Annotated in this window: 21 protein-coding genes; 16 read left to right on the top strand and 5 right to left on the bottom strand. The window is 71.5% G+C overall.

Annotation, left to right across the window (positions count from 1 at the left end; translation table 11 throughout):
- Positions 1-123 precede the first annotated feature (123 nt).
- The 4 genes from ribD (at position 124) to ribH (ending at position 3716) form a co-directional block, all read left to right on the top strand.
- Positions 124-1185 (top strand): bifunctional diaminohydroxyphosphoribosylaminopyrimidine deaminase/5-amino-6-(5-phosphoribosylamino)uracil reductase RibD, encoded by a 1062-nt coding sequence (ribD, locus tag EG812_RS20805; protein WP_126712531.1) that lies wholly within the window; start codon positions 124-126, stop codon positions 1183-1185.
- A 2-nt stretch (positions 1186-1187) separates the two neighbouring features.
- Positions 1188-1817: a riboflavin synthase gene (locus tag EG812_RS20800; protein ID WP_013732797.1), complete on the top strand. Its 630-nt coding sequence runs from the start codon at positions 1188-1190 to the stop codon at positions 1815-1817.
- Positions 1818-1929: 112 nt separating this feature from the next.
- Complete coding sequence (locus EG812_RS20795; RefSeq protein ID WP_126712530.1) at positions 1930-3210, top strand: bifunctional 3,4-dihydroxy-2-butanone-4-phosphate synthase/GTP cyclohydrolase II; 1281 nt, start codon at positions 1930-1932, stop codon at positions 3208-3210.
- Positions 3211-3215: 5 nt separating this feature from the next.
- Positions 3216-3716, top strand: a complete 501-nt coding sequence (ribH, locus tag EG812_RS20790) for a 6,7-dimethyl-8-ribityllumazine synthase (RefSeq protein WP_043720344.1) — start codon at positions 3216-3218, stop codon at positions 3714-3716.
- 64 nt (positions 3717-3780) lie between these two features.
- Here ribH and EG812_RS20785 read toward each other — a convergent pair whose 3' ends face one another.
- From EG812_RS20785 to EG812_RS20770, 4 genes are all read right to left on the bottom strand, one after another.
- Positions 3781-5772 carry an acyl-CoA dehydrogenase family protein gene (locus EG812_RS20785; RefSeq protein WP_126712529.1) on the bottom strand — a complete coding sequence of 664 codons (1992 nt, stop codon included), beginning with the start codon at positions 5770-5772 and terminating at the stop codon, positions 3781-3783.
- A 132-nt stretch (positions 5773-5904) separates the two neighbouring features.
- Positions 5905-6648: an amino acid ABC transporter ATP-binding protein gene (locus EG812_RS20780; protein ID WP_126712528.1), complete on the bottom strand. Its 744-nt coding sequence runs from the start codon at positions 6646-6648 to the stop codon at positions 5905-5907.
- 2 nt (positions 6649-6650) lie between these two features.
- Positions 6651-7496, bottom strand: a complete 846-nt coding sequence (locus tag EG812_RS20775) for an amino acid ABC transporter permease (RefSeq protein WP_126712527.1) — start codon at positions 7494-7496, stop codon at positions 6651-6653.
- Positions 7493-8359, bottom strand: coding sequence for an ABC transporter substrate-binding protein (locus EG812_RS20770; protein WP_013732804.1), 867 nt, complete (start codon positions 8357-8359; stop codon positions 7493-7495). Before EG812_RS20770 ends, EG812_RS20775 begins: the two co-directional genes overlap by 4 nt.
- 140 nt (positions 8360-8499) lie before the next feature.
- Here EG812_RS20770 and EG812_RS20765 point away from each other — a divergent pair, with 140 nt between their 5' ends.
- The 9 genes from EG812_RS20765 to pheT all read left to right on the top strand — a co-directional run bounded on the left by EG812_RS20765 (position 8500) and on the right by pheT (position 16725).
- A complete protein-coding gene (locus tag EG812_RS20765) occupies positions 8500-8763 on the top strand; it encodes a phosphoribosyl-ATP diphosphatase (RefSeq protein ID WP_013732805.1) in 264 nt (87 codons plus the stop codon).
- 44 nt (positions 8764-8807) lie between these two features.
- Complete coding sequence (gene hisG, locus EG812_RS20760; protein ID WP_126712526.1) at positions 8808-9653, top strand: ATP phosphoribosyltransferase; 846 nt, start codon at positions 8808-8810, stop codon at positions 9651-9653.
- Positions 9654-9793: 140 nt separating this feature from the next.
- On the top strand, positions 9794-10267 hold the full coding sequence (locus tag EG812_RS20755; RefSeq protein WP_013732807.1) for a PH domain-containing protein: 474 nt from the start codon (positions 9794-9796) through the stop codon (positions 10265-10267).
- A gap of 382 nt (positions 10268-10649) precedes the next feature.
- Positions 10650-11312 (top strand): translation initiation factor IF-3, encoded by a 663-nt coding sequence (gene infC, locus EG812_RS20750; RefSeq protein ID WP_013732808.1) that lies wholly within the window; start codon positions 10650-10652, stop codon positions 11310-11312.
- 20 nt (positions 11313-11332) lie between these two features.
- Positions 11333-11527, top strand: a complete 195-nt coding sequence (rpmI, locus tag EG812_RS20745) for a 50S ribosomal protein L35 (protein ID WP_013732809.1) — start codon at positions 11333-11335, stop codon at positions 11525-11527.
- A 32-nt stretch (positions 11528-11559) separates the two neighbouring features.
- On the top strand, positions 11560-11952 hold the full coding sequence (gene rplT, locus EG812_RS20740) for a 50S ribosomal protein L20 (protein WP_013732810.1): 393 nt from the start codon (positions 11560-11562) through the stop codon (positions 11950-11952).
- A 69-nt stretch (positions 11953-12021) separates the two neighbouring features.
- Positions 12022-12819, top strand: coding sequence for a TrmH family RNA methyltransferase (locus EG812_RS20735; protein WP_126712525.1), 798 nt, complete (start codon positions 12022-12024; stop codon positions 12817-12819).
- 223 nt (positions 12820-13042) lie between these two features.
- Positions 13043-14110, top strand: coding sequence for a phenylalanine--tRNA ligase subunit alpha (gene pheS, locus EG812_RS20730; protein ID WP_013732812.1), 1068 nt, complete (start codon positions 13043-13045; stop codon positions 14108-14110).
- 38 nt (positions 14111-14148) lie between these two features.
- Positions 14149-16725 carry a phenylalanine--tRNA ligase subunit beta gene (gene pheT, locus EG812_RS20725; RefSeq protein ID WP_126712524.1) on the top strand — a complete coding sequence of 859 codons (2577 nt, stop codon included), beginning with the start codon at positions 14149-14151 and terminating at the stop codon, positions 16723-16725.
- A gap of 52 nt (positions 16726-16777) precedes the next feature.
- On the opposite strand, the gene EG812_RS20720 is transcribed toward pheT, so the two are convergent.
- A complete protein-coding gene (locus tag EG812_RS20720; RefSeq protein ID WP_043723704.1) occupies positions 16778-17488 on the bottom strand; it encodes a Crp/Fnr family transcriptional regulator in 711 nt (236 codons plus the stop codon).
- Positions 17489-17789: 301 nt separating this feature from the next.
- Between EG812_RS20720 and EG812_RS20715 the strand changes: the two genes are divergently transcribed.
- From EG812_RS20715 to EG812_RS20705, 3 genes are read left to right on the top strand one after another with little or no spacing between them, the layout of a single operon-like run.
- Positions 17790-18656: a hypothetical protein gene (locus EG812_RS20715; RefSeq protein WP_126712523.1), complete on the top strand. Its 867-nt coding sequence runs from the start codon at positions 17790-17792 to the stop codon at positions 18654-18656.
- On the top strand, positions 18653-20989 hold the full coding sequence (locus EG812_RS20710; RefSeq protein ID WP_126712522.1) for a hypothetical protein: 2337 nt from the start codon (positions 18653-18655) through the stop codon (positions 20987-20989). Before EG812_RS20715 ends, EG812_RS20710 begins: the two co-directional genes overlap by 4 nt.
- Positions 20989-21807, top strand: coding sequence for a hypothetical protein (locus EG812_RS20705; RefSeq protein ID WP_126712521.1), 819 nt, complete (start codon positions 20989-20991; stop codon positions 21805-21807). The genes EG812_RS20710 and EG812_RS20705 overlap by 1 nt, the downstream gene beginning before the upstream one ends.
- Positions 21808-21893: the final 86 nt, after the last annotated feature.

Here is a 21893-nt window from a genome sequence, read left to right as displayed (position 1 = left end):
TGCTCGCCGTGTCGTGGCGTGCGCACCCTCCCTGCCGGGGCGGCTGTGCCGTTCCCGGATTCCGCCCGCATGCCTGTCGCCTCCCCGCCCGCGCCCGGACAGCGAGAGGGCAGGGGCCAGGCGATGGCGAGCGTCTCCGTGGACGAGGCGATGCGTCGCGCGATCGAACTCGCGGCGCGCGGGCTCGGCACGACCAGTCCCAATCCGGTGGTCGGGTGTGTGCTGCTCGACGCCGACGGCGAGGTGGTCGGCGAGGGCTTCCACGCGTACGCCGGTGGGCCGCATGCCGAGATCGTCGCGCTGGCCCAGGCCGGGCACCGGGCGAAGGGCGGCACCGCGGTGGTCACCCTGGAGCCCTGCGATCACACCGGGCGTACCGGCCCGTGCAGCGACGCCCTGGTGCAGGCGCAGGTGGCGCGCGTGGTGATCGCGGTGCCGGACCCCACCCCGGTGGCCGCCGGGGGTGCGGCGACGCTGCGGGCCGCCGGCATCCGGGTCGACCTGGGGGTACGCGCCACCGAAGCGGAGAACGGCAACGTCGCCTGGCTGACCGCGATGCGCCGGGGCTGGCCGTACGTGATCTGGAAGTACGCGGCGACGCTTGACGGCCGCTCCGCGGCGGCCGACGGCACCAGCATGTGGATCACGTCCGAGGCGGCCCGGATGGACGTGCACGCGCTGCGCGCGACAGTCGACGCGGTGATCGTCGGGGTGGGCACGGTCCTCGCCGACGACCCTCGACTGACCGTGCGCAACCTGCGTGACGGCAGCCTGGCCATCCGGCAACCGTTGCGTGTGGTGGTCGACTCGGCCGGGCGTACCCCGCTCGACGCCCAGATTCGCGATGCCGCCGCCCGCACCTGGATCGCCACCGCGGCCGAGGTGGGCGCCGGCCCGGACGGCGGGGTGGACCTGTACGCGCTGCTGGCCGCCCTGCACGCCAAGGGAGTACGGGCCGTGCTGCTGGAGGGCGGGCCGAAGCTGGCCGGGGCGTTCCTCGCCGCCGGCCTGGTCGACCGGGTGGTCGGCTACCTCGCCCCCCGGCTGCTCGGCGCGGGCCCGGCGGCCCTGGTCGACGCCGGTGTGACCACCATCGCCGAGGCCATCGACCTGGAGATCACCGACGTTACGCAGATCGGTCCCGATCTACGTATCACCGCGCTGCCCCGCAAGAGGGAGGGCTAGGCATGTTCACCGGCATCGTCGAGGAGTTGGGTGAGGTCGTCGGGGTGACCCCGACGGCGCAGGACTCCGTCCTGGTCGCGGTCCGTGGCCCGCTGGTCACCTCCGACGCCCGGCACGGCGACTCGATCGCGGTCAACGGCGTCTGCCTGACCGTCGTCGACGTCGACGGCGGGGTGTTCACCGCCGACGTGATGGGCGAGACGCTGCGCCGCTCGGCGCTGGGCACGTTGCGTGCCGGGGACCCGGTCAACCTGGAGCGCGCCGCCGCGCTGGGCAGCCGCCTCGGTGGGCACCTGGTGCAGGGGCACGTCGACGGCGTCGGTGAGGTGCTCGCGCGGGAACCCGCGCCGCGGTGGGAGACCGTCCGGTTCCGGCTGCCGGTGGCGCTGTCGCGGTACGTGGTGGAGAAGGGCTCGATCACCATCGACGGGGTCTCGCTGACCGTGGCCGAGGTCGGCGACGACTGGTTCAGCGTCGGCCTGATCCCGACCACCCTGGCACTGACCACCCTCGGCACCCGAGCCGTCGGCGACCCGGTCAACCTGGAGATGGACGTGCTGGCCAAGTACGTCGAGCGGCTGCTCGGCGCCCGCCCGGCCGACGCGCCCGTGCCCGGCCCGGTGGCGTCGTGACCGGCGCGTGCGGCCGGTCGCTCACCGCCGAGGTCAGCCGGTGGCGCACCGCGCGGACCACCACCACCGCGACGTCCGTCCCGATTCCATCCACCTACGCGGAGGCCGTCGCATGACCGAGCACAGCGAGCCGGGACCCTTCACCGACATCGAACAGGCGCTCGCGGAGATCGCCGCCGGCCGGCCGGTCGTCGTGGTCGACGACCCCGACCGGGAGAACGAGGGCGATCTGATCTTCGCCGCCGAACTGGCCACCCCGGAACTGCTGGCGTTCACCGTGCGGCACACCTCGGGCTTCATCTGCGTACCGCTCACCGAAGCCGAGTGCGAGCGGCTCGACCTGCCGCCCATGCACCACACCAACCAGGACCGCCGGCAGACGGCGTACACGGTGACGGTGGACGCCCGGGAGGGGGTGAGCACCGGCATCTCGGCGGCCGACCGGGCGCACACCATCCGGCTGCTCGCCGACCCGTCGACCGGGCCCGCCGACCTGGCCCGGCCCGGGCACGTGGTGCCGCTGCGGGCCCGCCCGGGCGGGGTGCTGCGGCGGGCCGGACACACCGAGGCGGCCGTCGACCTGGCCCGGCTGGCCGGTCTGCGACCCGCCGGGGTGCTCTGCGAACTGGTCAACGACGACGGCAGCATGATGCGCCTGCCGGACCTGGAGAAGTTCTGCGCCGAGCATTCGCTGGCCCTGATCACCATCGCCGACCTGATCGCGTACCGGCGTCGTATCGAGAAGCAGGTCGAACTGGTCGCCGACGCCCGGATGCCCACCGAGCACGGGGTGTTCCGGGCGCTGGGCTACCGCAGCGAGACCGACTCGGCCGAGCATGTGGCCCTGGTGATGGGGGACATCGGTGACGGCCGGGACGTGCTGGTCCGGGTGCACTCCGAGTGCCTGACCGGAGATGCCTTCGCCTCGGTGCGCTGCGACTGCGGTCCCCAGCTCAACGCCGCCCTGGACCGGGTGGCGAAGGAGGGGCGGGGCGTGGTGCTCTACGTACGCGGCCACGAGGGGCGGGGCATCGGGCTGCTGCACAAGCTTCAGGCGTACCAGTTGCAGGACCAGGGCCGCGACACGGTCGACGCGAACCTCGACCTCGGTCTGCCCGCCGACGCGCGGGACTACGGCACCGGCGCGCAGATCCTCTACGACATCGGGGTGCGCTCGATGCGGCTGCTCACCAACAACCCCGCCAAGCGGGCCGGGTTGGAGGGCTACGGGCTCACCGTCACCGGCCGGGAGAGCCTGCCGGTGCGCACCCACCCGGAGAACGTGCGCTACCTGCGGACCAAGCGGGACCGGATGGGGCACCTGCTCGACGTGGACGAGACCGCCGAGGCCCCGATGGGTCGTCCGGTGGCCGGCAACGAGATCGGAGCGTAGGACAGATGGCAGGTTTCGGTGAGCCGGGGACGACCCCGGTCGACGCGTCGGGAATGACCGTGGGCGTGGTCGCCGCACGCTGGCACGGTGAGCTGACCGACCACATGCTCGACCGGGCGGTGGCCGCCGCGCAGGCGTGCGGGGCGCAGGCCGTGGTGGCCCGGGTGGCCGGCTCGGTGGAACTGCCGGTGGTGGCCCAGGCCCTGGCCCGCCGCTGCGACGTGGTGGTCGCCCTCGGCGTGGTGGTACGCGGCGCCACCGCCCACTTCGACTACGTCTGCCGGTCGGTGACCGACGGGCTGACCCGGGTCGCGCTCGACGAGGGCAAGCCGGTGGCGCACGGGGTGCTCACCGTCGACACCCTCGACCAGGCCCGCGACCGGGCCGGGCTGCCCGGCTCCGCGGAGGACAAGGGCTGGTCCGCCACCGTCGCCGCGCTGGACGCCGCCCTGGCCATCCGTGGCGTCAGCACCGGCGGCAACCAGCGCGTCGGCTTCGGCGTCTGAGGGCGTACGCCACCCCGACGCCGACCGCCACCCCGGCGGGTCCCGCCGCCGACCGGCGGTCCGGTTACGCCGGGACGGTCTGCGGGTCACCGGCGGCGTCGTGGGCGGCCATGGCCTCCTGCCGGTCGGCCTCCTCGCGCAGGATGGCGCAGTGCAGCCACGACTGCGGGATGCCGAACCCGTCCACCAGCGTGCCCATCTGCGGGCGTAGCTCCTTGAGCAGGTTGTTCACCACGGCGGTGATCACTTTGGCGCGGGCCGGGGTGAGCCGGCCGTGCTCCAGGAACCAGCCCTTGTGGGCCTCGATGACGCTGAGCGCGTACAGGTCGCAGACCCGGGACAGCAGCGCCTTGACCGCCGGATCCGAGGTGGCCTCGATACCGGCGACGAACGCCTCCAGGGTGACCCGGTCGACGTGCGCGGCGGCGACGGCCAGGACGTGGTCCTGCACGTCGTTGAAGATGTCGAAGGGCCGGTCCTTCTTGGTGCTGGCGCCGTTGCGCAGCCGCCGGACCGCACCGTCGAGCAGGTGTCGTTCACGGTCCTCGAAGGCCTTCAGCTGCCAGCCGCGGTCGGTGACCGCGACCTCCTCGTCGCGGCCGGGCACGGCGCTGACCAGCCGTTCGATGAGCGACCGTGCGGCGGTACGCTCCAACACCATCTCGCGGACCTGTTCGGCGACGAACGAGGCCCGCCCCCAGCCGTCCAGCGAACCGAACTCGTCCCGGTAGCCGGTGAGCAGCCCCTTGGCCACCAGCTGCAACAGCACCGTGTTGTCGCCCTCGAAGGTGGTGAAGACGTCGGTGTCGGCCTTCAGGCCGGGCAGCCGGTTCTCGGCCAGGTAGCCGGCCCCGCCGCACGCCTCGCGGCACATCTGGATGGTGCGGGTGGCGTGCCAGGTCTGCGCGGCCTTCAGACCGGCGGCCCGCGACTCCAGCTCCCGCTGCCGATGCTCGTCGACCGGGCCGTCGCCGCCCTGCACCTGGTCGATCGCGGCGACCAGCTCGGCCTGGGCGAAGTGCAGGGCGTACGTGGTGGCCAGCGCGGGCAGCAGCTTGCGCTGGTGGGCCAGGTAGTCGTTGAGCAGCACCTCGCGTTCGGCGTCGGGGCTGCTGAACTGGCGGCGGATGTCGCCGTAGCGCACCGCGACGGTCAGCGCCACCTTGGTGGCCGCCGCCGCGGCGCCACCCACGCTCGCCCGCCCCCGGACCAGGGTGCCGAGCATGGTGAAGAAGCGTCGGGAGTCGTTGGAGATCGGGCTGGAGTAGGTGCCGTCGGCGGCCACCTGGCCGTACCGGTCCAGCAGCATGTCCCGGGGCACGGTGACGTGGTCGAAGCTGAGCCGCCCGTTGTCCACGCCGAGCAGGCCGGCCTTGGGCCCGGCGTCGCCGATGGTCACCCCGGGCATCGGGTTGCCCTGCGCGTCGCGGATCGGGACCAGCCAGGCGTGTACGCCGTGCCGCTGCCCGTTGGTGATCAGCTGGGCGAAGACGACAGCCATCCGGCCGTCGCGGGCCGCGTTGCCGATGTAGTCCTTGCGGGCCGCCTGATGCGGAGTGTGCAGGTCGAAGGTCTGCGTGGCCGGGTCGTACGTGCAGGTGGTGCGCAGCTGCTGCACGTCCGAGCCGTGCCCGGTCTCGGTCATCGCGAAGCAGCCGAGGATGTCACCGGCGACGATGTCGCGCAGGTAGGCGTCGTGGTGCCGCCGGGTGCCCAGCGACAGCACGGCGCCGCCGAACAGGCCCCACTGCACGCCCGCCTTGACCATCAGGGACAGGTCGACCTGGGCCAGCATCTCGGTGGCCACGATCGAGGCGCCGATGTCGGACCGGCCGCCGTACTCGGCGGGGAAGGCCGCGGGCATGCCCATCGTGACCGGCAGCCGGGGCAGCAGCCCGGTGATCCGCTCCCGTGCCTGGTCGCCGGTTTCCCCGTACACCGGCAGGAAGCTGTCGTCGAGTTCGGTGCGGTGGGCCTCGCGGACCTCGGCCCACGGTCCGTCCAGCACCTCTTGCAGGCGGGCGACGTCGACGGGTACGGACGGCTGACTGGACATGGCTGCTACCTCTGGCGACATCGTCATGGGTGCGTTTTGTACCCAATCGAGCTTACCGACCCACCACATTGTGGCCTCGATCATGGCGTAATCGGTGCCGGTAACCGCTCATCCCGCCCTCGACCGGGTCGGTCAGAGGCGGCGGGCCTCGATGATGCGGGCCAGGAACTGGCGGGTACGCGGGTGGACGGGATCGGCGAGCACCTGGCTGGGCGGGCCGGACTCGATGACCCGGCCGGCGTCGAGGAAGCAGACCTGGTCGGCCACGTCGCGGGCGAAGCCCATCTCGTGGGTGGCCAGGATCATCGTCATGCCCTCGGTCTTGAGGTCGCGGATCATCGTCAGCACCTCACCGACCAGCTCCGGGTCCAGTGCCGAGGTGACCTCGTCGAGCAGCAGCAGCCGGGGCGAGTTGGCAAGCGCCCGCACGATCGCCACCCGCTGCTGCTGGCCGCCGGAGAGCCGGTCCGGGTACGCGTCGGCCTTCGCCCCCAACCCCACCCGCTCCAGCAGCTCCCGGGCCCGGGCCTCCGCCTCGGCCCGCGCCCGACGGTGCACCCGGCGGGGTGCGAGGGTGATGTTGTCCAGCACGCTCAGGTGCGGGAAGAGGTTGTACGACTGGAACACCATGCCGATGCGGCGGCGTACCTTGTCGGGGTCGACGCCGGGGGCGGTGATGTCCTCGCCGTCCAGCTCGATCGTCCCGTCGTGCAGGTCCTCCAGCAGGTTGATGCAGCGCAGCAGGGTCGACTTGCCCGACCCGGAGGACCCGATCAGGGCCACCACCTGGTGTTCGGTCACGGTCAGGTCGAGGCCGTCGAGGACCACCTGGTCGCCGAAGACCTTGCGCAGCCCGCGGCACCGCAACACGTCCATGCTCAGCCTCCGGACTGGCGTCGGGCCGCCCGCAGGGTGACCCGGTCGGTGACGGCGATCAGCGGAATGGCCAGCAGCACGAAGAGCACCCCGGCCACGATGTACGGCGTGTAGTTGAAGCTCTGCGCGGTGGCGATCTGCGCGGCCCGGACCGCGTCGATCGGGCCGGCCAGGGAGACCAGGCCGACGTCCTTCTGCAACGCCACCACGTCGTTGAGCAGCGGCGGCGCCACCCGCCGGACGGCCTGCGGCAGCACCACGTGCCGCATGGTCTGCCGGTAGGTCAGGCCCAGCGACCGGGCCGCCGCGAGCTGGCTGGGATGCACCGACTCGATGCCGGCGCGGAACACCTCGGCCAGGTATCCGCTGTAGGTGAGCACCAGCGCGAGCCCGCCCAGCACCAGCACCGGCGGCATGCCCTGCAACCGCAGGCCCGGCACGCCGAGGGTGAGCAGGTAGAGCACGATGATCAGCGGCAGGCCCCGGAAGGCGTACGTGTAGCTGGTGGCCAGCGCCCGGATCGGGAAGAAGACCGGCCCGCGCAGGGTACGCAGGATCGCGATCACCAGCCCGAGCAGCAACGCGCCGATGGCGCAGCAGACCAGCAACCGCAGGTTGAGCCAGAGCCCGGTCAGCACCGCCGGCAGCGCGTCCCGGGCGATCTGCGGGTCGAAGAACGAGGCGCGTACGCGGTCCCAGCCGGGCGCCCCGGTCACCGCGAACGCCAGCAGCGTGCCGACCGCCGCCGTGGAGGCGGCGGCGATCAGCACGCTCAGTACGGTCTGCCTGCGGCGGTACTCCTCTCGGGCCCGCTGGGCGGGGGAGGGGACGTACGAGGTAGTGCTCACGTGAGTTCAGGGGCTCCCGCGACCTGGGCCAGCCACTGCTGCTCCAACTGCTTCAACACGCCGTCGGCGGTGAGCTGCCCGACCGCGTTGCTGACGCAACCGGTCAGCGGGGAGTCCTTGTCCAGCAGCAGCCCGAACGCCTCCGGCGTGCCCACCTGCGGCAACTGGCCGACGATCACCGCGTCGTCGATCTCCGCGGCGGTGATGTAGAAGGCGGTGGGCAGGTCGACGACCAGGCCGTCGAGCTGACCGTTCTGCAGGGCCTTCTTGGCGTCGTCGTTGCTGTTGTAGACCTGCGGCTTCGTCGTCGGCTTCACCACGTCGGTGATCGCCTGGTAGCTGGTCGTACCGACCTGGGCGCCGAGCTTGGCCTCGCGCAGGTCCGCCAGGCTGGTCTTACCGGCGATCTTGGACGACTTCAGGGCGATGACGGTCTGCCGCACCAGGTAATAGGGCGCGGTGAAGTCGACGGCCTTCTTGCGCTCCTCGGTGATCGAGAACTGGTTGATGTCGAAGTCGAAGGACTTCGGTCCGGGGGCGATCGCCGAGTCGAACTTGACCCGGGTCCAGACGACCTCGTCGCGGGTGTAGCCGAGCTTCTCCGCCACCGCGTAGGCCACCGCGGACTCGTAGCCCTGGCCGTTCTCGGGCTTGTCGTCGACGAACCACGGCTGGTAGGCCGGCTGGTCGGTGGCGATGGTGAGCTTGCCGGGGGTCTGGGTGGGCAGGTTCTCCTTCGCGCACGAGGCGGCGTCGGAGGTCGAGGGCGGGGGAGCGGGCTCGTTCTGCGGCGCGCAGGCGGTGACGGCGAAAAGGACCGCGCCGGCCGTGGCTAGCGTACGGATGCGTGGGGTGCTGACCATGGCCGACAGCGTACGACCACCATCGGCGGCTGCCGTAGAGCTGTCCCACCATGGTGGTAGGGAATACAGGGTCCCGCTCACCGGTCACCACCGGACCCGGTGCATGCCACGACCCGGGGCAACTGGGAGAATCCGGTTCCGTGAAGACGTTCGAGGAGTTGTTCGCCGAGCTGCAGGCCAAGGCCGCCGCCGGCACCCCCGGCTCGGGCACGGTCGCCGCGCTGGAGAAGGGGGTGCACTTCATCGGCAAGAAGGTGGTCGAGGAGGCCGCCGAGTCGTGGATGGCCGCCGAGCACGAGGGGCCCGAACGCACCGCCGAGGAGATCTCCCAGCTGCTCTACCAGGTGCAGGTGTTGATGCTCGCCAGCGGACTGGAGCTCAAGGACGTCTACCGACATCTCTGAGTGCCCGCCGTCGACTCTTGACCCGATCGAAGGAGCACTCCGTCATGCTGCGTGTCGCCGTACCCAACAAGGGCGCCCTGGCCTCCTCGGCCGCCGAGATGCTGCGCGAGGCGGGCTACCGCCAGCGCACCGACCCGAAGGACCTGGTCTGCCGGGACGAGGCAAACGACATCGAATTCTTCTACCTGCGACCGAAGGACATCGCCACCTACGTCGGCTCCGGTGACCTGGACGTCGGGATCACCGGCCGGGACCTGCTGATCGACTCCGGCGCGCCGGCCGAGGAGGTCGTCGACCTGAACTTCGGCCGGGCCACGTTCCGGTTCGCCGCTCGCCCCGACGACGTCCACGACGTCCAGGAGCTGGGTGGGCACCGTATCGCCACCGCGTACCCGGGGTTGGTCGAGCGTCACCTCGCCGAGTTGGGCGTCAAGGCCGAGGTGATCCGCCTCGACGGCGCGGTGGAGAACGCCATCCGCCTGGGCGTGGCCGACGTGGTCGCCGACGTGGTCGAGACCGGCGCCACGCTGCGCCAGGCCGGCCTGGTGGTCTTCGGCGAGCCGCTGCTGCGCTCCTCGGCGGTGCTGGTCCGCCGGGCCGGCGCGACCGCGCACCCGCAGGCGGAGCAGTTGCTGCGCCGGCTGCACGGGGTGCTGGTGGCCCGCCGGTACGTCATGCTCGCCTACGACGTGCCGGCCGGCCTGCTGGACCGGGCCAGCTCGCTGACCCCGGGCATCGAGTCACCGACCGTCTCGCCGCTGCACCGTGAGGGCTGGGTGGCGGTGCAGGCCATGGTGCTCCGCGACGACGTGCACCGGATCATGGACGAGCTCTACGAGCTCGGGGCCCGGGCGATCCTGGTCACCAACATCCACGCCTGCCGGTTGTGACCGGTGCGGCGGACGGTGTCGCTGCGTGTGGCACCGTCCGCCGGGCCGGGGGCGGATGGCAGACTGGTGCCATGAGTCAGCGGGACGCAGCTCAGCGGGGCGCAGCGCAGCCGGGTGCCGACACGGCCGACCGTGGGCCGGTGACCGGCGGCGAGCCGGTGCGGCTGCGGCCCCGGCGCATCCGGGTGGTCTGCTGGGTGTCGGCGGTCGTGGTGGTGGTGTTGTTCGCGGTGATCGCCACCACGCTGACCGGGCCGACCGGCAACGGTTACGGCACCTTCCAGCGCGGCGACCAGTTCGCCATGATCGGGCTCGGCGTGCTCTTCGCCCTCGGTGCCCTGCTGTTCACCCGTCCCCGGGTGGAGGCGGACGCGCGGGGGGTGCGGGTCCGCAACATCATCGGCTCGTACGAGCTGCCCTGGGAGGTCGTCCGGGGGATCCGGTTCGACCGCGGCGCGCCGTGGGCCGCCCTGGAGTTGTACGACGACGATCTGCTGCCGGTGGTGGCGCTGCAGGCCGCCGACAAGCAGCATGCGGTCGACGGGGTGCGTGCCCTGCGCCGGCTGCACCAGGCGCACCTGGCCGCCCTTGCCGAGCGCACCCCCGGCCCCTGACCTGCCTGCCGCCCGGCGGCGGACAGCGTCGGCACCACCGGTCCGTGTGACAGCGCAGGCGACACGGTGGGTCGGTTTGAGGCCTCGGTGACCGGGGTGTAGTGTGGTCAAGTCGACCAGGCTGTCCGTGTGAGCGGGCGGCCACGAAAGTGGGGCGCCTGCTCCCACCCGAGTTCGCCAACTGCGGCGGCCGGGTCCGGTCACCGGTTCCGGGCACGTCCCGGCTCCGGATGCGCGATCCTGTGATCGTGCCGACCGGTCGAGCGGGCCCTGGCATGCGCCGGGGCCTTCTGCTTTCCGCGCCGGTTCCCGACGGGAGCCGCACGGGTCGGCCACCGATGAAGAACCGACTCGAGGAGGCCCCATCAGCGTCGAACCACGCGTGAACGAGCAGATCCGGGCACGTGAGGTCCGACTGGTCGGCCCCGAGGGTGAGCAGGTGGGCATCGTCCCGCTGGAGCGCGCCCTTCAGCTGGCCGCGGACGTCGATCTGGACCTGGTCGAGGTTGCGCCGATGGCGCGCCCGCCGGTGTGCAAGCTCATGGACTTCGGCAAGTTCAAGTACGAGAGCGCACTGAAGGCGCGCGAAGCGCGGCGTAACCAGCAGCAGACCGTCATCAAGGAGATGAAGCTCCGACCGAAGATCGATCCGCACGACTACGAGACCAAGAAGGGTCACGTGGTGCGGTTCCTCAAGGCCGGAGACAAGGTCAAGGTGACGATCATGTTCCGCGGTCGCGAGCAGAGTCGCCCGGAGCTGGGTTACCGGCTCCTGCGTCGGCTCGAGTCGGAGATCACGGAACTGGGATATGTCGAGTCCGCTCCTAAGCAGGACGGCCGAAACATGATCATGGTTCTCGCTCCGCACCGGGCCGTGAAGGCCTCCGCGGTCGCCGCCACGGCGTCGCGTGGCGGACCTCGGGAGCGGACCGCGGAGGATTCCGCGGCGGCTACCGAGCCCGCAGCGGCTACCGAGTCCGTGACGGCCGGTGAGAGCGCAGCAGCCGGTGAGACCGGCGGGACCGCTGACACCAGCGGCCAGTAACAGGGGAGAAGACGTTCCACATGCCGAAGATGAAGAGCCACACGGGGACGGGTAAGCGGGTCCGCGTAACCGGCAAGGGCAAGATCATGAAGCAGCAGGCCGGTCTGCGCCACAACCTGGAGAAGAAGCCCTCCACCCGTACCCGGCGGCTGACGGGCGTGGTCGAGGCCGCCAAGTCCGACGTCAAGCGCCTCAAGAAGCTGCTCGGCCGCTGACGCGCGCCACCTGAGCCCAAGAAGGAGTTGAGATGGCACGCGTCAAGCGGGCTGTGAACGCCCAGAAGAAGCGCCGTACCCTGCTGGAGACCGCGAGTGGTTACCGCGGTCAGCGCTCCCGGCTGTACCGCAAGGCCAAGGAGCAGGTGCTGCACTCGATGCAGTACGCCTACCGGGACCGTCGTGACCGCAAGGGCGACTTCCGGCAGTTGTGGATCCAGCGGATCAACGCGGGTGCCCGCGCCAACGGCATGACCTACAACCGGCTGATCCAGGGCCTGCGCCTGGCCGGCATCGAGGTCGACCGCAAGATCCTGGCCGACATGGCCGTCAACGACGCCGCCGCCTTCGCGGCGATCGTCGAGCTGGCCCGGGCCGCGGTGCAGGCCGAGGGCACCGGCGGCGCGGCGGCCCAGGCCGCCTGATCCCCGCACAACGCAGCGAGGCGTCCCTCGACAACGGGGGGCGCCTCGCGCGTGTGTGGTGAGGACACCATGCCCTTCACGCCGCGTACACCCCGGGTGGTCGCCGCCCGCCGGTTGCAACGCCGCCGCGACCGCGAGGCCACCGGCCGGTTCCTCGCCGAGGGACCGCAGGCGGTCCGCGAGGCCCTGGCCCGCTCCCGGACGGTGCTCGAACTGTTCGGTACGCCCACCGCGCTCGACCGCCACGCCGACCTGGCGGCAGCCGCCGCCGGCGCCGACGTACCCGTCTCCGAGGTGACCGACGAGGCGCTCGCGGCGCTCGCCGAGACCGTCGCCCCGCAGGGCCTGGTCGCCGTCTGCCAGCACCTCGACGTGCCGCTGGCGACCGCGCTGTCCCGCGGTCCGCGGCTGGTCGCGGTGCTCGCGGGCATCCGGGACCCGGGCAACGCCGGCACCGTGTTGCGGACCGCCGACGCGGCCGGTGCCGCGGCGGTGGTCTTCGCCGGGGAGGCGGTCGACCCGTACAACGGCAAGTGCGTCCGGTCTTCGGCGGGCAGCCTGTTCCACGTCGACGTGGTACGCGAACGCGACCCGGCGGCGGTGGTCGACGCCGCCCGCGCCGCCGGTCTGGTGGTGCTCGCCGCGACCGGCTACGGCGAAGCGGATCTCGACGACCTGGCCGACGCCGGCCGACTCGCCGCCCCCACCGCCTGGCTGTTCGGGTCCGAGGCGCACGGCCTGCCCGACGAGCTGATCGCCGCCGCCGACGCCCGGGTCCGGGTCCCGCTGCACGGGCGGGCCGAGAGCCTCAACCTGGCTGCGGCCGCGGCGGTCTGCCTGTACGCTTCGGCGAGAGCCCAGCGCTGACATGAGATCACGCGCAGGAACATGTGCAGAGCACGAGGAGAGCGGCCGGTGATGGTGGACGCACCACGGCGTACGTTTAGCCAGCCCGCCGGTGTCGGCGGGCGGCGAGCCTGACCTGCTCTCCGCACCACTCCCACCGGCGGGCTGCGGCGCAGCCGCGCGTCCGTAGACTCGCTTCGCCGCCTGTGAGGGCCGGCGCCGCCGTGAGGAGTGCCCGTACGCCATGACCTACCGCAACGATCCGTACGACCCGAAGCAGGTCGCCCTGCTCGACCCGGCCGCCCTGGCCGAGGCCGTGACCGAGGCCGAGAAGGCGTTCGCCGCCGCCGGTGACCCCGACGCGCTGGCCGCGGTCCGCCCGGCGCACCTCGGCGACCGGGCCCCGGTCTCGCTGGCCCGTCGGGAGATCGGCGCGCTGCCGCCCGCCGCCAAGGCCGACGCCGGCAAGCGGGTCAACGAGGCCCGTCGCAGCATCGAGCAGGCCTACGCCGCCCGGTCCGAGGTGCTCGACCGCGAGCAGGCGCAGCGGGTCCTGGTCGCCGAGCGCGTCGATGTGACGCTGCCCTACGACCGGCGCCCGCGTGGCTCCCGGCACCCGGTCAGCGTGCTGATGGAACAGATCAGCGACCTGTTCATCGGGATGGGCTACGAGGTGGCCGAGGGCCCCGAGGTCGAGTTGGAGTGGACCAACTTCGACGCGCTCAACATTCCCGTCGACCACCCGGCCCGGGGCCTGATGGACACCTTCCACATCGCACCCGAGCAGTCCGGGCTGGTGCTGCGTACCCACACCTCACCGGTGCAGGCGCGCACGATGCTGACCCGCCAGCCGCCGATCTACGTGGTGGTGCCCGGCCGGGTCTACCGCACCGACGAGTTGGACGCCACCCACTCGCCGGTGTTCCACCAGGTCGAGGGCCTGGTGGTGGACAAGGGCATCACCATGGCCCACCTGCGCGGCACGCTCGACCACTTCGCCCGCGCCATGTTCGGCGAGGGCGCGAAGACCCGGTTCCGGCCGCACTACTTCCCGTTCACCGAGCCGTCGGCGGAGTTCGACGTGTGGTTCCCGGAGCACCGCAAGGGCCCACAGTGGGTCGAGTGGGGTGGCTGCGGCATGGTCAACCCGCGGGTGCTGCGCGCCTGCGGCATCGACCCGGAGGTCTACTCCGGGTTCGCCTTCGGCATGGGCATCGACCGCACCGTGATGTTCCGACACGGGGTGGGCGACATGCGGGACATGGTCGAGGGCGACGTCCGGTTCACCCGGGCGTTCGGCCACGGGGCGTAGTGCGGGCGCGCGAGTAACGGAGACGGTGGTAACGAGTCATGCGAGTTTCTGTCAGTTGGTTGCGGGAGTACGTCGACCTGCCGGACCTGCCCGCCGCCGACCTGGAGCGGGCCCTGGTCGACCTCGGCATCGAGGTCGAGTCCATCGTGGACCTGTCGACCACGGTCACCGGGCAGTTGGTGGTCGGTGAGGTCCTGGAGATCGAGGAGTTGACCGGCTTCAAGAAGCCGATCCGGTTCTGCCGGGTGAACGTGGGCGCCGCCAACGGCACCGGTGAACCGCAGGAGATCGTCTGCGGGGCGCGCAACTTCGCCCCCGGCGACCGGGTCGTGGTGATCCTGCCCGGCGGGGTGCTGCCGGGCGGCTTCGCCATCGGGGCCCGCAAGACGTACGGGCGCAACTCCCACGGCATGATCTGCTCCGCCAAGGAGCTGGGTCTGGGCGACGACCACTCCGGCATCCTGGTGCTGCCTGAACACGTCGCCGCCAAGCCCGGCGACGACGCCCGTCCCGTGGTCGGGCTCGACGACATCGTCGTCGAGGTGGAGATCACCCCGGACCGGGGCTACCAGATGTCCCTGCGCGGGCTCGCCCGCGAACTGGCGCACGCTCTCGGCGTCGGTTTCCAGGACCCGGGTCGGGTGCCGGCCACGCCGGGCACCGCCCAACCGGCGTACCCGGTCGAGGTACGCGACCCGGTCGGCTGTGACCGGTTCGCGGCCCGGATGGTGCGCGGCGTCGACCCGACGGCGCAGACCCCGCAGTGGATGCAGCGGCGGCTCACCGTCGCCGGCATCCGCAGCATCTCGCTGCCCGTCGACATCACCAACTACGTGATGCTCGAACTCGGGCAGCCGATGCACGCCTTCGACGCCGACCGTCTCGCCGGCCCGCTGGTGGTCCGTCGGGCGGTACCGGGGGAGAAGCTGACCACGCTCGACGGGGTGACCCGCGCCCTCGCCCCGGAAGACATGGTCATCTGCGACGCCGGCCTGTCCAACCCGGTCGCGGGCGACGGTGACGGGGTGCCGATCTCGCTCGCCGCCGTGATGGGTGGCGAGACCAGTGAGGTGCTGCCCAGCACCGTCAACGTGCTGTTCGAGGCCGCGCACTGGGACCCGGCGATGGTGGGGCGTACCGCGCGTCGGCACAAGCTGTTCAGTGAGGCGGCGAAGCGGTGGGAGCGGGGCGTCGACCCGGCCCTGCCGCTGGTCGCCCTGGACCGGGCGGTCGCCCTGCTCACCGAGCACGCGGGCGGCACCGCCGGCGACGAGGTGCTGGACATCGACCACGTCGTGGCGCGTACCCCGGTGACGCTGCCGGTCGACCTGCCCAGCCGGCGAGTGGGTGTGGCGTATCCGCCGGCACGGGTGGTCGCCCTGCTGGAACAGGTCGGCTGCACCGTGGCGCGGGGTACCGACCGGCTCGCCGAGGATCCGGGCGAGGTGGGTGTCGCCGCAGGTGACGCCGACGTCCTCAGCGTCACCCCGCCGACCTGGCGGCCCGACCTGACCGACCCGGCCGACCTGGTGGAGGAGGTGGTCCGCCTGGACGGGTACGACAAGGTGCCGTCGCTGCTGCCCACCGCACCGCCCGGCCGGGGGCTGACCTGGCAGCAGCGGCGTAACCGGGCGGTGTCCCGGGCGCTGGCCGAGCGTGGCTACGTCGAGGTGCTGGCGCACCCGTTCGTCGCCACCGACCTCGCCGACCAGTTCGCCCTGCCCGCCGACGACCCGCGTCGCCAGGCGGTACGGGTGGCCAACCCGCTCTCCGACGAGGAGCCGCTGCTGCGGACCACGCTGCTCGGCCCGCTGCTCGGCATCGTCCGCCGCAACCTCGGTCGTGGCCTGCGGGACCTGGCGCTCTACGAGATCGGTGTGGTCTTCCAGCCGCGCCCGGGCGCCGGCAGCCCGCCGGCCATGGGGGTGGACCGGCGACCCACCGACGCCGAGTTCGCCGCCGCCGACGCGGTGGTCCCGCACCAGCCCCGGCACGTCGCCGTCGTGCTGACCGGCGACATCGAGCCGGCCGGCTGGTGGGGTGCCGGGCGACCGGCCACCTGGGCGGACGCCGTGGAGGCGGGCCGTGACGTCCTCGCCGCCGCCGGCATCCCGGCCGACCGGATCGAGGTACGGGCCGCCGAGTACGCCCCCTGGCACCCCGGCCGCTGCGCGCAGCTGCTGGTCGACGGGACGGTCGTCGGTCACGCCGGGGAACTGCACCCGGCGGTGCTGGCCACACTGGAGCTGCCTCGGCGTACCAGTGCCATGGAACTGGACCTGGACGCGTTGCCGGCGGCGCCGGTGCTGCCCGCGCCCGGAGTCTCCGGCTTCCCGCCGGCCCTGATCGACGTGGCATTGGTGGTCGACGAGGCGGTCCCCGCCCAGGACGTCCAGCAGGCCCTCACCGAGGGCGCCGGTGAACTGCTGGAGGCGGTGCGCCTGTTCGACGTGTACGCCTCGGAGCAGCTCGGTGCCGGCCGCAAGTCGCTGGCCTACAAGCTCACCTTCCGGGCACCCGACCGCACCCTCACCGTCGAGGAGGCCGTGGCCGCCCGCGACGCCGCGGTGGCCCGCGCCACCGAACGCGTCGGCGCCACTCTCCGCGGCGCCTGAGATGTAAGGAAGGGCCCCTTCTTAACGCCTCGTGCATAGGAAGGGGCCCTTCTTAACATTCGTCGGCTTGGAGTTGCCCGACCTGTTGAAGGCCGGGCAGATTCCGGACGGTCATCCGGCGGTAGTCGGTGTCGACCAGCCCGTCGGTGCGCAGCTCCCGGAGGATCTTCTGGACCGAGGTCTCGGAGGCGCCGCAGATGGAGGCCAGTTCCGGTTGGGTGAGTCGGACGTCGATGACGACGCCGTCGGGTGTCTGGCGGCCGTGGGTACGTGACAGTTCGGCGATCACCCGGGCGACCCTTATCTTGACCGGGTACGAGGAGAAGTCGATCCGTCGGCGGTTCGACCAGCGCAACCGGTCGGAGACCATGGCGGCGAGTTCGAGCGCAGCGTCCGGATTGGTTCTGAGGAACGCGCGGAACCGCTCCGAGGGGATCACGCTGTAGCGGGCGGCGCTGCAGGTGGTGACAGTCGCGGAGCGTGGCCGGTCGTTGAGTGCCGACATCTCGCCGACCAGGTCACCGCCGACCCGCAGGGACAACAGCGCCGTGCGGCCGTCGGGCAGGGCGGCGGTGACCTTCGTCAGGCCCTCTTCGATCAGCACCAGGTGTGATTGCTGCTGTCCTTCGTGGATCAGGATCTGACCGGCCGGCACCTGGCGACGTACGCCGAGCTCCAACAGGGCGGAGCGTACGGGTGGGCCGAGCCGTTGCAGAAATGTGCCGTAGGGCCACTGCGAGTTCTGGGTAGGTTCGCGCCGCATCCAGGCTCCCACTCCGCTCAAGCGACGACAGCGTCCGCAGCGTAACCGTCCGGCCGCGATACGTCTCACCCGTCGTGCCAGCACCACACCGAGCAGGTAGGCGAGCAACAGCCCGAGTGTGAGGTGCAGATCCAGGCCCAGCTCCAACAGTACGTCGATCGGGACGCTCCACATGCCACAAGTGCACCCTGGACAGTCGCCCAAAATACCCGTGTCGTGCGGGATGACTGCTGACGGACATTGCCACTGAAGCCGTACTTCTACGGGGTCTCTGGACGTCGCCGCCAGTTGGATGTCGCTCGTGCCCGGCCTCACGGACCGGGGTGAGGAGGGTGACGAGATGCAACATCCGGAGCGGCGGTTGTTGGTCTGCGTGGACATGGAGCGCTACAGCCGGCGCGGCAACGTCCAGCAGTACGAAGCGCAGCAGGACTTCCATCGGCTGCTGCGTGAGGCAGCCGACGGGGTGGGCATGGATCGTGTCGGCTGGGCGACGCAGCAGGCGGGAGACGGCGAACTGGCCGTCCTGCCCCGCGAGATTCCCGAGGCGAGGGTGATCGGACGGTTCCTGCCGGAACTGAACCGGCGACTGCGGCAGTACAACGCCAGCCGTCTCCCGGTGGCCCGTATCCGGCTACGTGTGGCGGTACATCAGGGCATGGTGCACCTGGACGGGGCCAACGGTTTTCCCGGCCAGGCGGTCGTCATGGTCAGTCGGCTCTGCGACGCGACACCGGTGCGCCGAGCGTTGGCGGCCTTCCCGGACGCCGGAGTTGCCCTGGTGGTCTCCTCCGACATCTACCGGGACGTGGTGACCGAGTACCCGGAGGAGATTCGGCCGGACCGGTTCCGGCGCATCGAGGTGGTCCAGCCAGAGAAGGGGTTCTCTGAGCCGGCGTGGCTCTGTGTTCTCGACGAGGATGTAACCTCCTGGCGGGACGAGGCGTCGCCCGGCCAGCAGCCGTCGTCGCTGGACGAGGCGGTGAAACCGGGCGAGGCGGCGCAGCCGAGCGGGGAGAGCGGAACCGGGCGCGGTGGTGAGCCGCCGACCGGTGGCATCCGTACCGGCAACATCCGGGTCAACGGCCAGAACGCCGTGGGACCGGGTGCGATGGCGATCGGATCCATCGGTCGTGACGCCATCCTGCGCCCGGACGTGGACCGATGAACGACCGATATCCGGAGCCGGTGGCCGGGGACCCGCCGGGGCGCACCGACCCTGCCACGTTCGGCGAGGCGGGCGGATCCCGGCCGGGCCAGTCCGAAGCAGGGGCGGCCGAAGTCGGACCAGATGCCGGCGGCGATTCGGGTCCGGGACGTCCCGGTGATCCGGCCAGTGGTGCCGCTGACGGATCGGCACCGGACACGGACGCCGACCCAGCTCCGAACGACGAGTCGGACGACGACGATGAGGAGGACCGTGAGGATGCGCTCGACTCCGGTGATGTGCTGCGCCGGCTGGCCGGTCTGTTCGGTGACGCGGGGATCGATGCCGGCAACATGTACGTCCGGGGCCAGAACGCGACCGGGCACGGTGCCCTCGCCATCGGTACGGTCAACGTCACTGCGGCGTCCGACTCGGTGGACGGCCGTCGGGTCTGGTCGGAGACGCTCAGTGAGACGACGGTGCTGGACCTGGTGCGGGGTTACGCGCCGGCCGGCAGCGATCAGCAACTCGATCACCATCTGAAGCAGCGCCATCTGGTGTGCCTGTCCGGACCGTCGGGCAGCGGAAGACTCACCTCAGCGCTGGTCGCCTCGGCTCGCCGACACGGTGTCGGCGGGGTGAACATCCTCGGGGTCGAGCAGCTCACCGATGTGTTCCGGACGAAGCTGGGTCAGCGCCGGGGCAGCGGCTACGTGCTGCGGCTGACCGATGAGATGGTCGGTGCGCTGGACGGCTACACCCTGATGGGGCTCGCCGAGCGGGCTGCGGCCAATGCCATGACACTGCTGCTGGTCGGCGATTTCTCCCGGCGTGTCCAGGACCTCGCCGGGCACGTCGTCGAGCACCGTCCGGCACCTGCGGCCGAGGTGTTCCGGGCCGCACTACGGCGGGAGTTGGCCGGGCGCTGTGTGGGCTTCTGCGCCGGCCACTGTGTCGGCGAGTGCGTGGATCAGTACGTCGACGAGGAATGCCTCCGGCATCAACTGCTCTCGGTGTACCTGGCCGGAGCACCTCGGCCCCGCGAGGTGGTCCCCGTCGTGGCGGCGCTCGCGCAGACGGTGCCGCGCGCCAGGGCACTGACGGACCGGCTGGCGCAACTGCTGCCCCGACAGCTTCGTGAGCGTGCCTCCCAGATCCTCGACGTGCCGGCCGACGCCGGTGCCTCGGTGGGCTGGTCCGCTGAGCAGGTACGGGCCTTCCGGCTGGCCTGCGTGGTTCTCGCCGGACTGTCGACGGTCGAGATCCGCCTCGCGGCTGAACGCTTGGTGTCCGGCCCGGAAGGGCTACAGTCGGCCACGGTACGTCTGCGCGGCGTCACCCTCGACGAGGTGCTCGGACCGATGCTGCGCGGCGCCATCGTGATACCGGACGAGGACTGGGCGACCGGCGGCATCCGGATGCAGTTCTCGGCCGGCACCGAGCAGCTGCGGTCCGCTGTCCTGGATGTGGCCTGGACCGACTGGTGGACGCCCCGGGCGCTGCTCGGCTGGTTCGCGGACATGGTGCGGGCCGAGCAGCCGGACGTACGACAGGCGGCAGCCGCCGCCATCGGATGGTCGGCCGGGCGGGACGTGCAGACGGCCCTGGACACTGTGCGCGACCTTGCCCGGGAGCGGCGAGCGAGCGTACGGCAGGCGGCCGCGATCGTTCTTGTCGCGATTGCGATGCAGCCTCGGTTGCGGCAGCGGGTCAGCGTCGAGTTGGACCGCTGGGCCGCCGGGCCGGCGGCACATCTGCGCGACACCGTCGCCCGCGCCCACGAACTGGGGCTGGCCCGGCTGTGGCCGGACGCCGCCCTGGTGCAGCTTCGGCTGGTCGCCTCCGGGCGGATGCAACGCTGGCACAACTCGGTCGTGCGTGGCTTGGTCGAGGTCTACCAGGGCGGACACGGGGCTGCTCTGGTGACGTCTCTGGCGCAGTGGGCCAGATCGACCGACCCGGAAGACCGAGAGGTGCGGCTGCACGCCGCGCGAGCGTTGCGGATCCTGGCCGAACGGTGGGCACGACCACCTCGGGAACACTGGCCGGAGCTGCTGGATCTGGCGCGTAGCGAGATCGTCTCTGCCCACGACCTGGCAACTCTCTGGGCGACAGCGCTGAGCCTGCCCGAGACGGCGTACCGATCCTGGCGGACGCTCGGCTTCTGGCTCAGCCGGGCGGACGGTCAGGCCGAGGTGTCCGCGCACGTGCTGGCGCTGCTGCGGCTGGTGTTGGCCGGACGGCCTCCGCTGCGTCGTCGGCTCCATCACCAGCTGCGTCACGTCTGGCGCCCGGTCATGCCCGGGTGCGCCCTGCTCAACGACGTCGAAACTCTGACCTTTGAGGATGCCTGATGACCACTGGACCTTCCGGGACGTCTCACGTGCGGCAGGGTGTGCCGCCGCGGCCTCGCCGCTGGTGGCACGCGATCTTTCCGCCCGCCCCGGTTCCCGCCCCCGCACTGCCGCCCCCGGCACCTACCCGGGTCACCTTTCGGCAGGACGTGCCACAACCCCTGCTGGTGCCGGCGAAGGGCGACGCATTCGACTTCAACCTGCACGTCGTCTACCTGTGGACCGCGACCAACATGACCTTCGACGGGCTGCGGCTGCGGGCCGAGGCGCTGTTGCCCTGGGCGATGGGGATCGTCCGTGAGCGTGCTGTGGACCTGGCTCGCGAGCATGAGCCGCACCGTTCCCACGACCTCGAACGGGCGCTGAACGATCTGCTGATGCACCAGCGTTGGCCGCAGGAAGCGCACCTGCCCCAGTTCACGGTGCGGCTCCGGGTCAGCCCGGACGAGCGGGTGCGGGAATGGCTGCGTCCGTACTGGGAACAGCGGATCGCGCTGGAGTGTGAGCACGAACTGGAGAAGATCCGTACCCGGCAGGCCGACGATCTGACCCGTCGGTGGGCGGCGGTGTTGCAGAACCTCCAGGACGAACCAGTCACCGCGTACGCCGCCAGACTGACCGGCGCGGAGTTCGCCGAGGTGTTCCAGCGCTACGTCACGGAACGCCGCGACATCGTTCCGAAGCTTGTGGAGTTGCTGCGGGAGGCCGTCAAGGGACACGGCGATCTCGGTCTCGGCCCGTCCGAGTACACCCAGGCATGGGACATCGCGCTGCGCACCTACGAGCGGCAGCAGGGGCTTACCCGACAGTCGATGTGACAACTCGGGTCGTCGACTCTTCCCCCTGATCGGGCGGGGGAGGAGTCGGCGGCGGGCGGCATCGGCCGAAAGGTCACGACGGTTGG

This window comes from Verrucosispora sp. FIM060022 (assembly GCF_003977705.1).
GTDB lineage: Bacteria > Actinomycetota > Actinomycetes > Mycobacteriales > Micromonosporaceae > Micromonospora > Micromonospora gifhornensis.
The sequence above is the reverse complement of the archived record's forward strand: the minus strand, read 5'-3'. Positions and strand labels throughout refer to the sequence as shown.

Excerpts from the sequence above, each read along its gene's own strand:
- ribD (WP_126712531.1), top strand. The coding sequence starts at position 124 with ATGGCGAGCGTCTCCGTGGACGAGGCGATGCGTCGCGCGATCGAACTC.
- EG812_RS20800 (WP_013732797.1), top strand. The coding sequence starts at position 1,188 with ATGTTCACCGGCATCGTCGAGGAGTTGGGTGAGGTCGTCGGGGTGACC.
- EG812_RS20795 (WP_126712530.1), top strand. The coding sequence starts at position 1,930 with ATGACCGAGCACAGCGAGCCGGGACCCTTCACCGACATCGAACAGGCG.
- ribH (WP_043720344.1), top strand. The coding sequence starts at position 3,216 with ATGGCAGGTTTCGGTGAGCCGGGGACGACCCCGGTCGACGCGTCGGGA.
- EG812_RS20785 (WP_126712529.1), bottom strand. The coding sequence starts at position 5,772 with ATGTCCAGTCAGCCGTCCGTACCCGTCGACGTCGCCCGCCTGCAAGAG.
- EG812_RS20780 (WP_126712528.1), bottom strand. The coding sequence starts at position 6,648 with ATGGACGTGTTGCGGTGCCGCGGGCTGCGCAAGGTCTTCGGCGACCAG.
- EG812_RS20770 (WP_013732804.1), bottom strand. The coding sequence starts at position 8,359 with ATGGTCAGCACCCCACGCATCCGTACGCTAGCCACGGCCGGCGCGGTC.
- hisG (WP_126712526.1), top strand. The coding sequence starts at position 8,808 with ATGCTGCGTGTCGCCGTACCCAACAAGGGCGCCCTGGCCTCCTCGGCC.
- rpmI (WP_013732809.1), top strand. The coding sequence starts at position 11,333 with ATGCCGAAGATGAAGAGCCACACGGGGACGGGTAAGCGGGTCCGCGTA.
- rplT (WP_013732810.1), top strand. The coding sequence starts at position 11,560 with ATGGCACGCGTCAAGCGGGCTGTGAACGCCCAGAAGAAGCGCCGTACC.
- EG812_RS20735 (WP_126712525.1), top strand. The coding sequence starts at position 12,022 with ATGCCCTTCACGCCGCGTACACCCCGGGTGGTCGCCGCCCGCCGGTTG.
- pheS (WP_013732812.1), top strand. The coding sequence starts at position 13,043 with ATGACCTACCGCAACGATCCGTACGACCCGAAGCAGGTCGCCCTGCTC.
- pheT (WP_126712524.1), top strand. The coding sequence starts at position 14,149 with ATGCGAGTTTCTGTCAGTTGGTTGCGGGAGTACGTCGACCTGCCGGAC.
- EG812_RS20720 (WP_043723704.1), bottom strand. The coding sequence starts at position 17,488 with ATGCGGCGCGAACCTACCCAGAACTCGCAGTGGCCCTACGGCACATTT.
- EG812_RS20710 (WP_126712522.1), top strand. The coding sequence starts at position 18,653 with ATGAACGACCGATATCCGGAGCCGGTGGCCGGGGACCCGCCGGGGCGC.
- EG812_RS20705 (WP_126712521.1), top strand. The coding sequence starts at position 20,989 with ATGACCACTGGACCTTCCGGGACGTCTCACGTGCGGCAGGGTGTGCCG.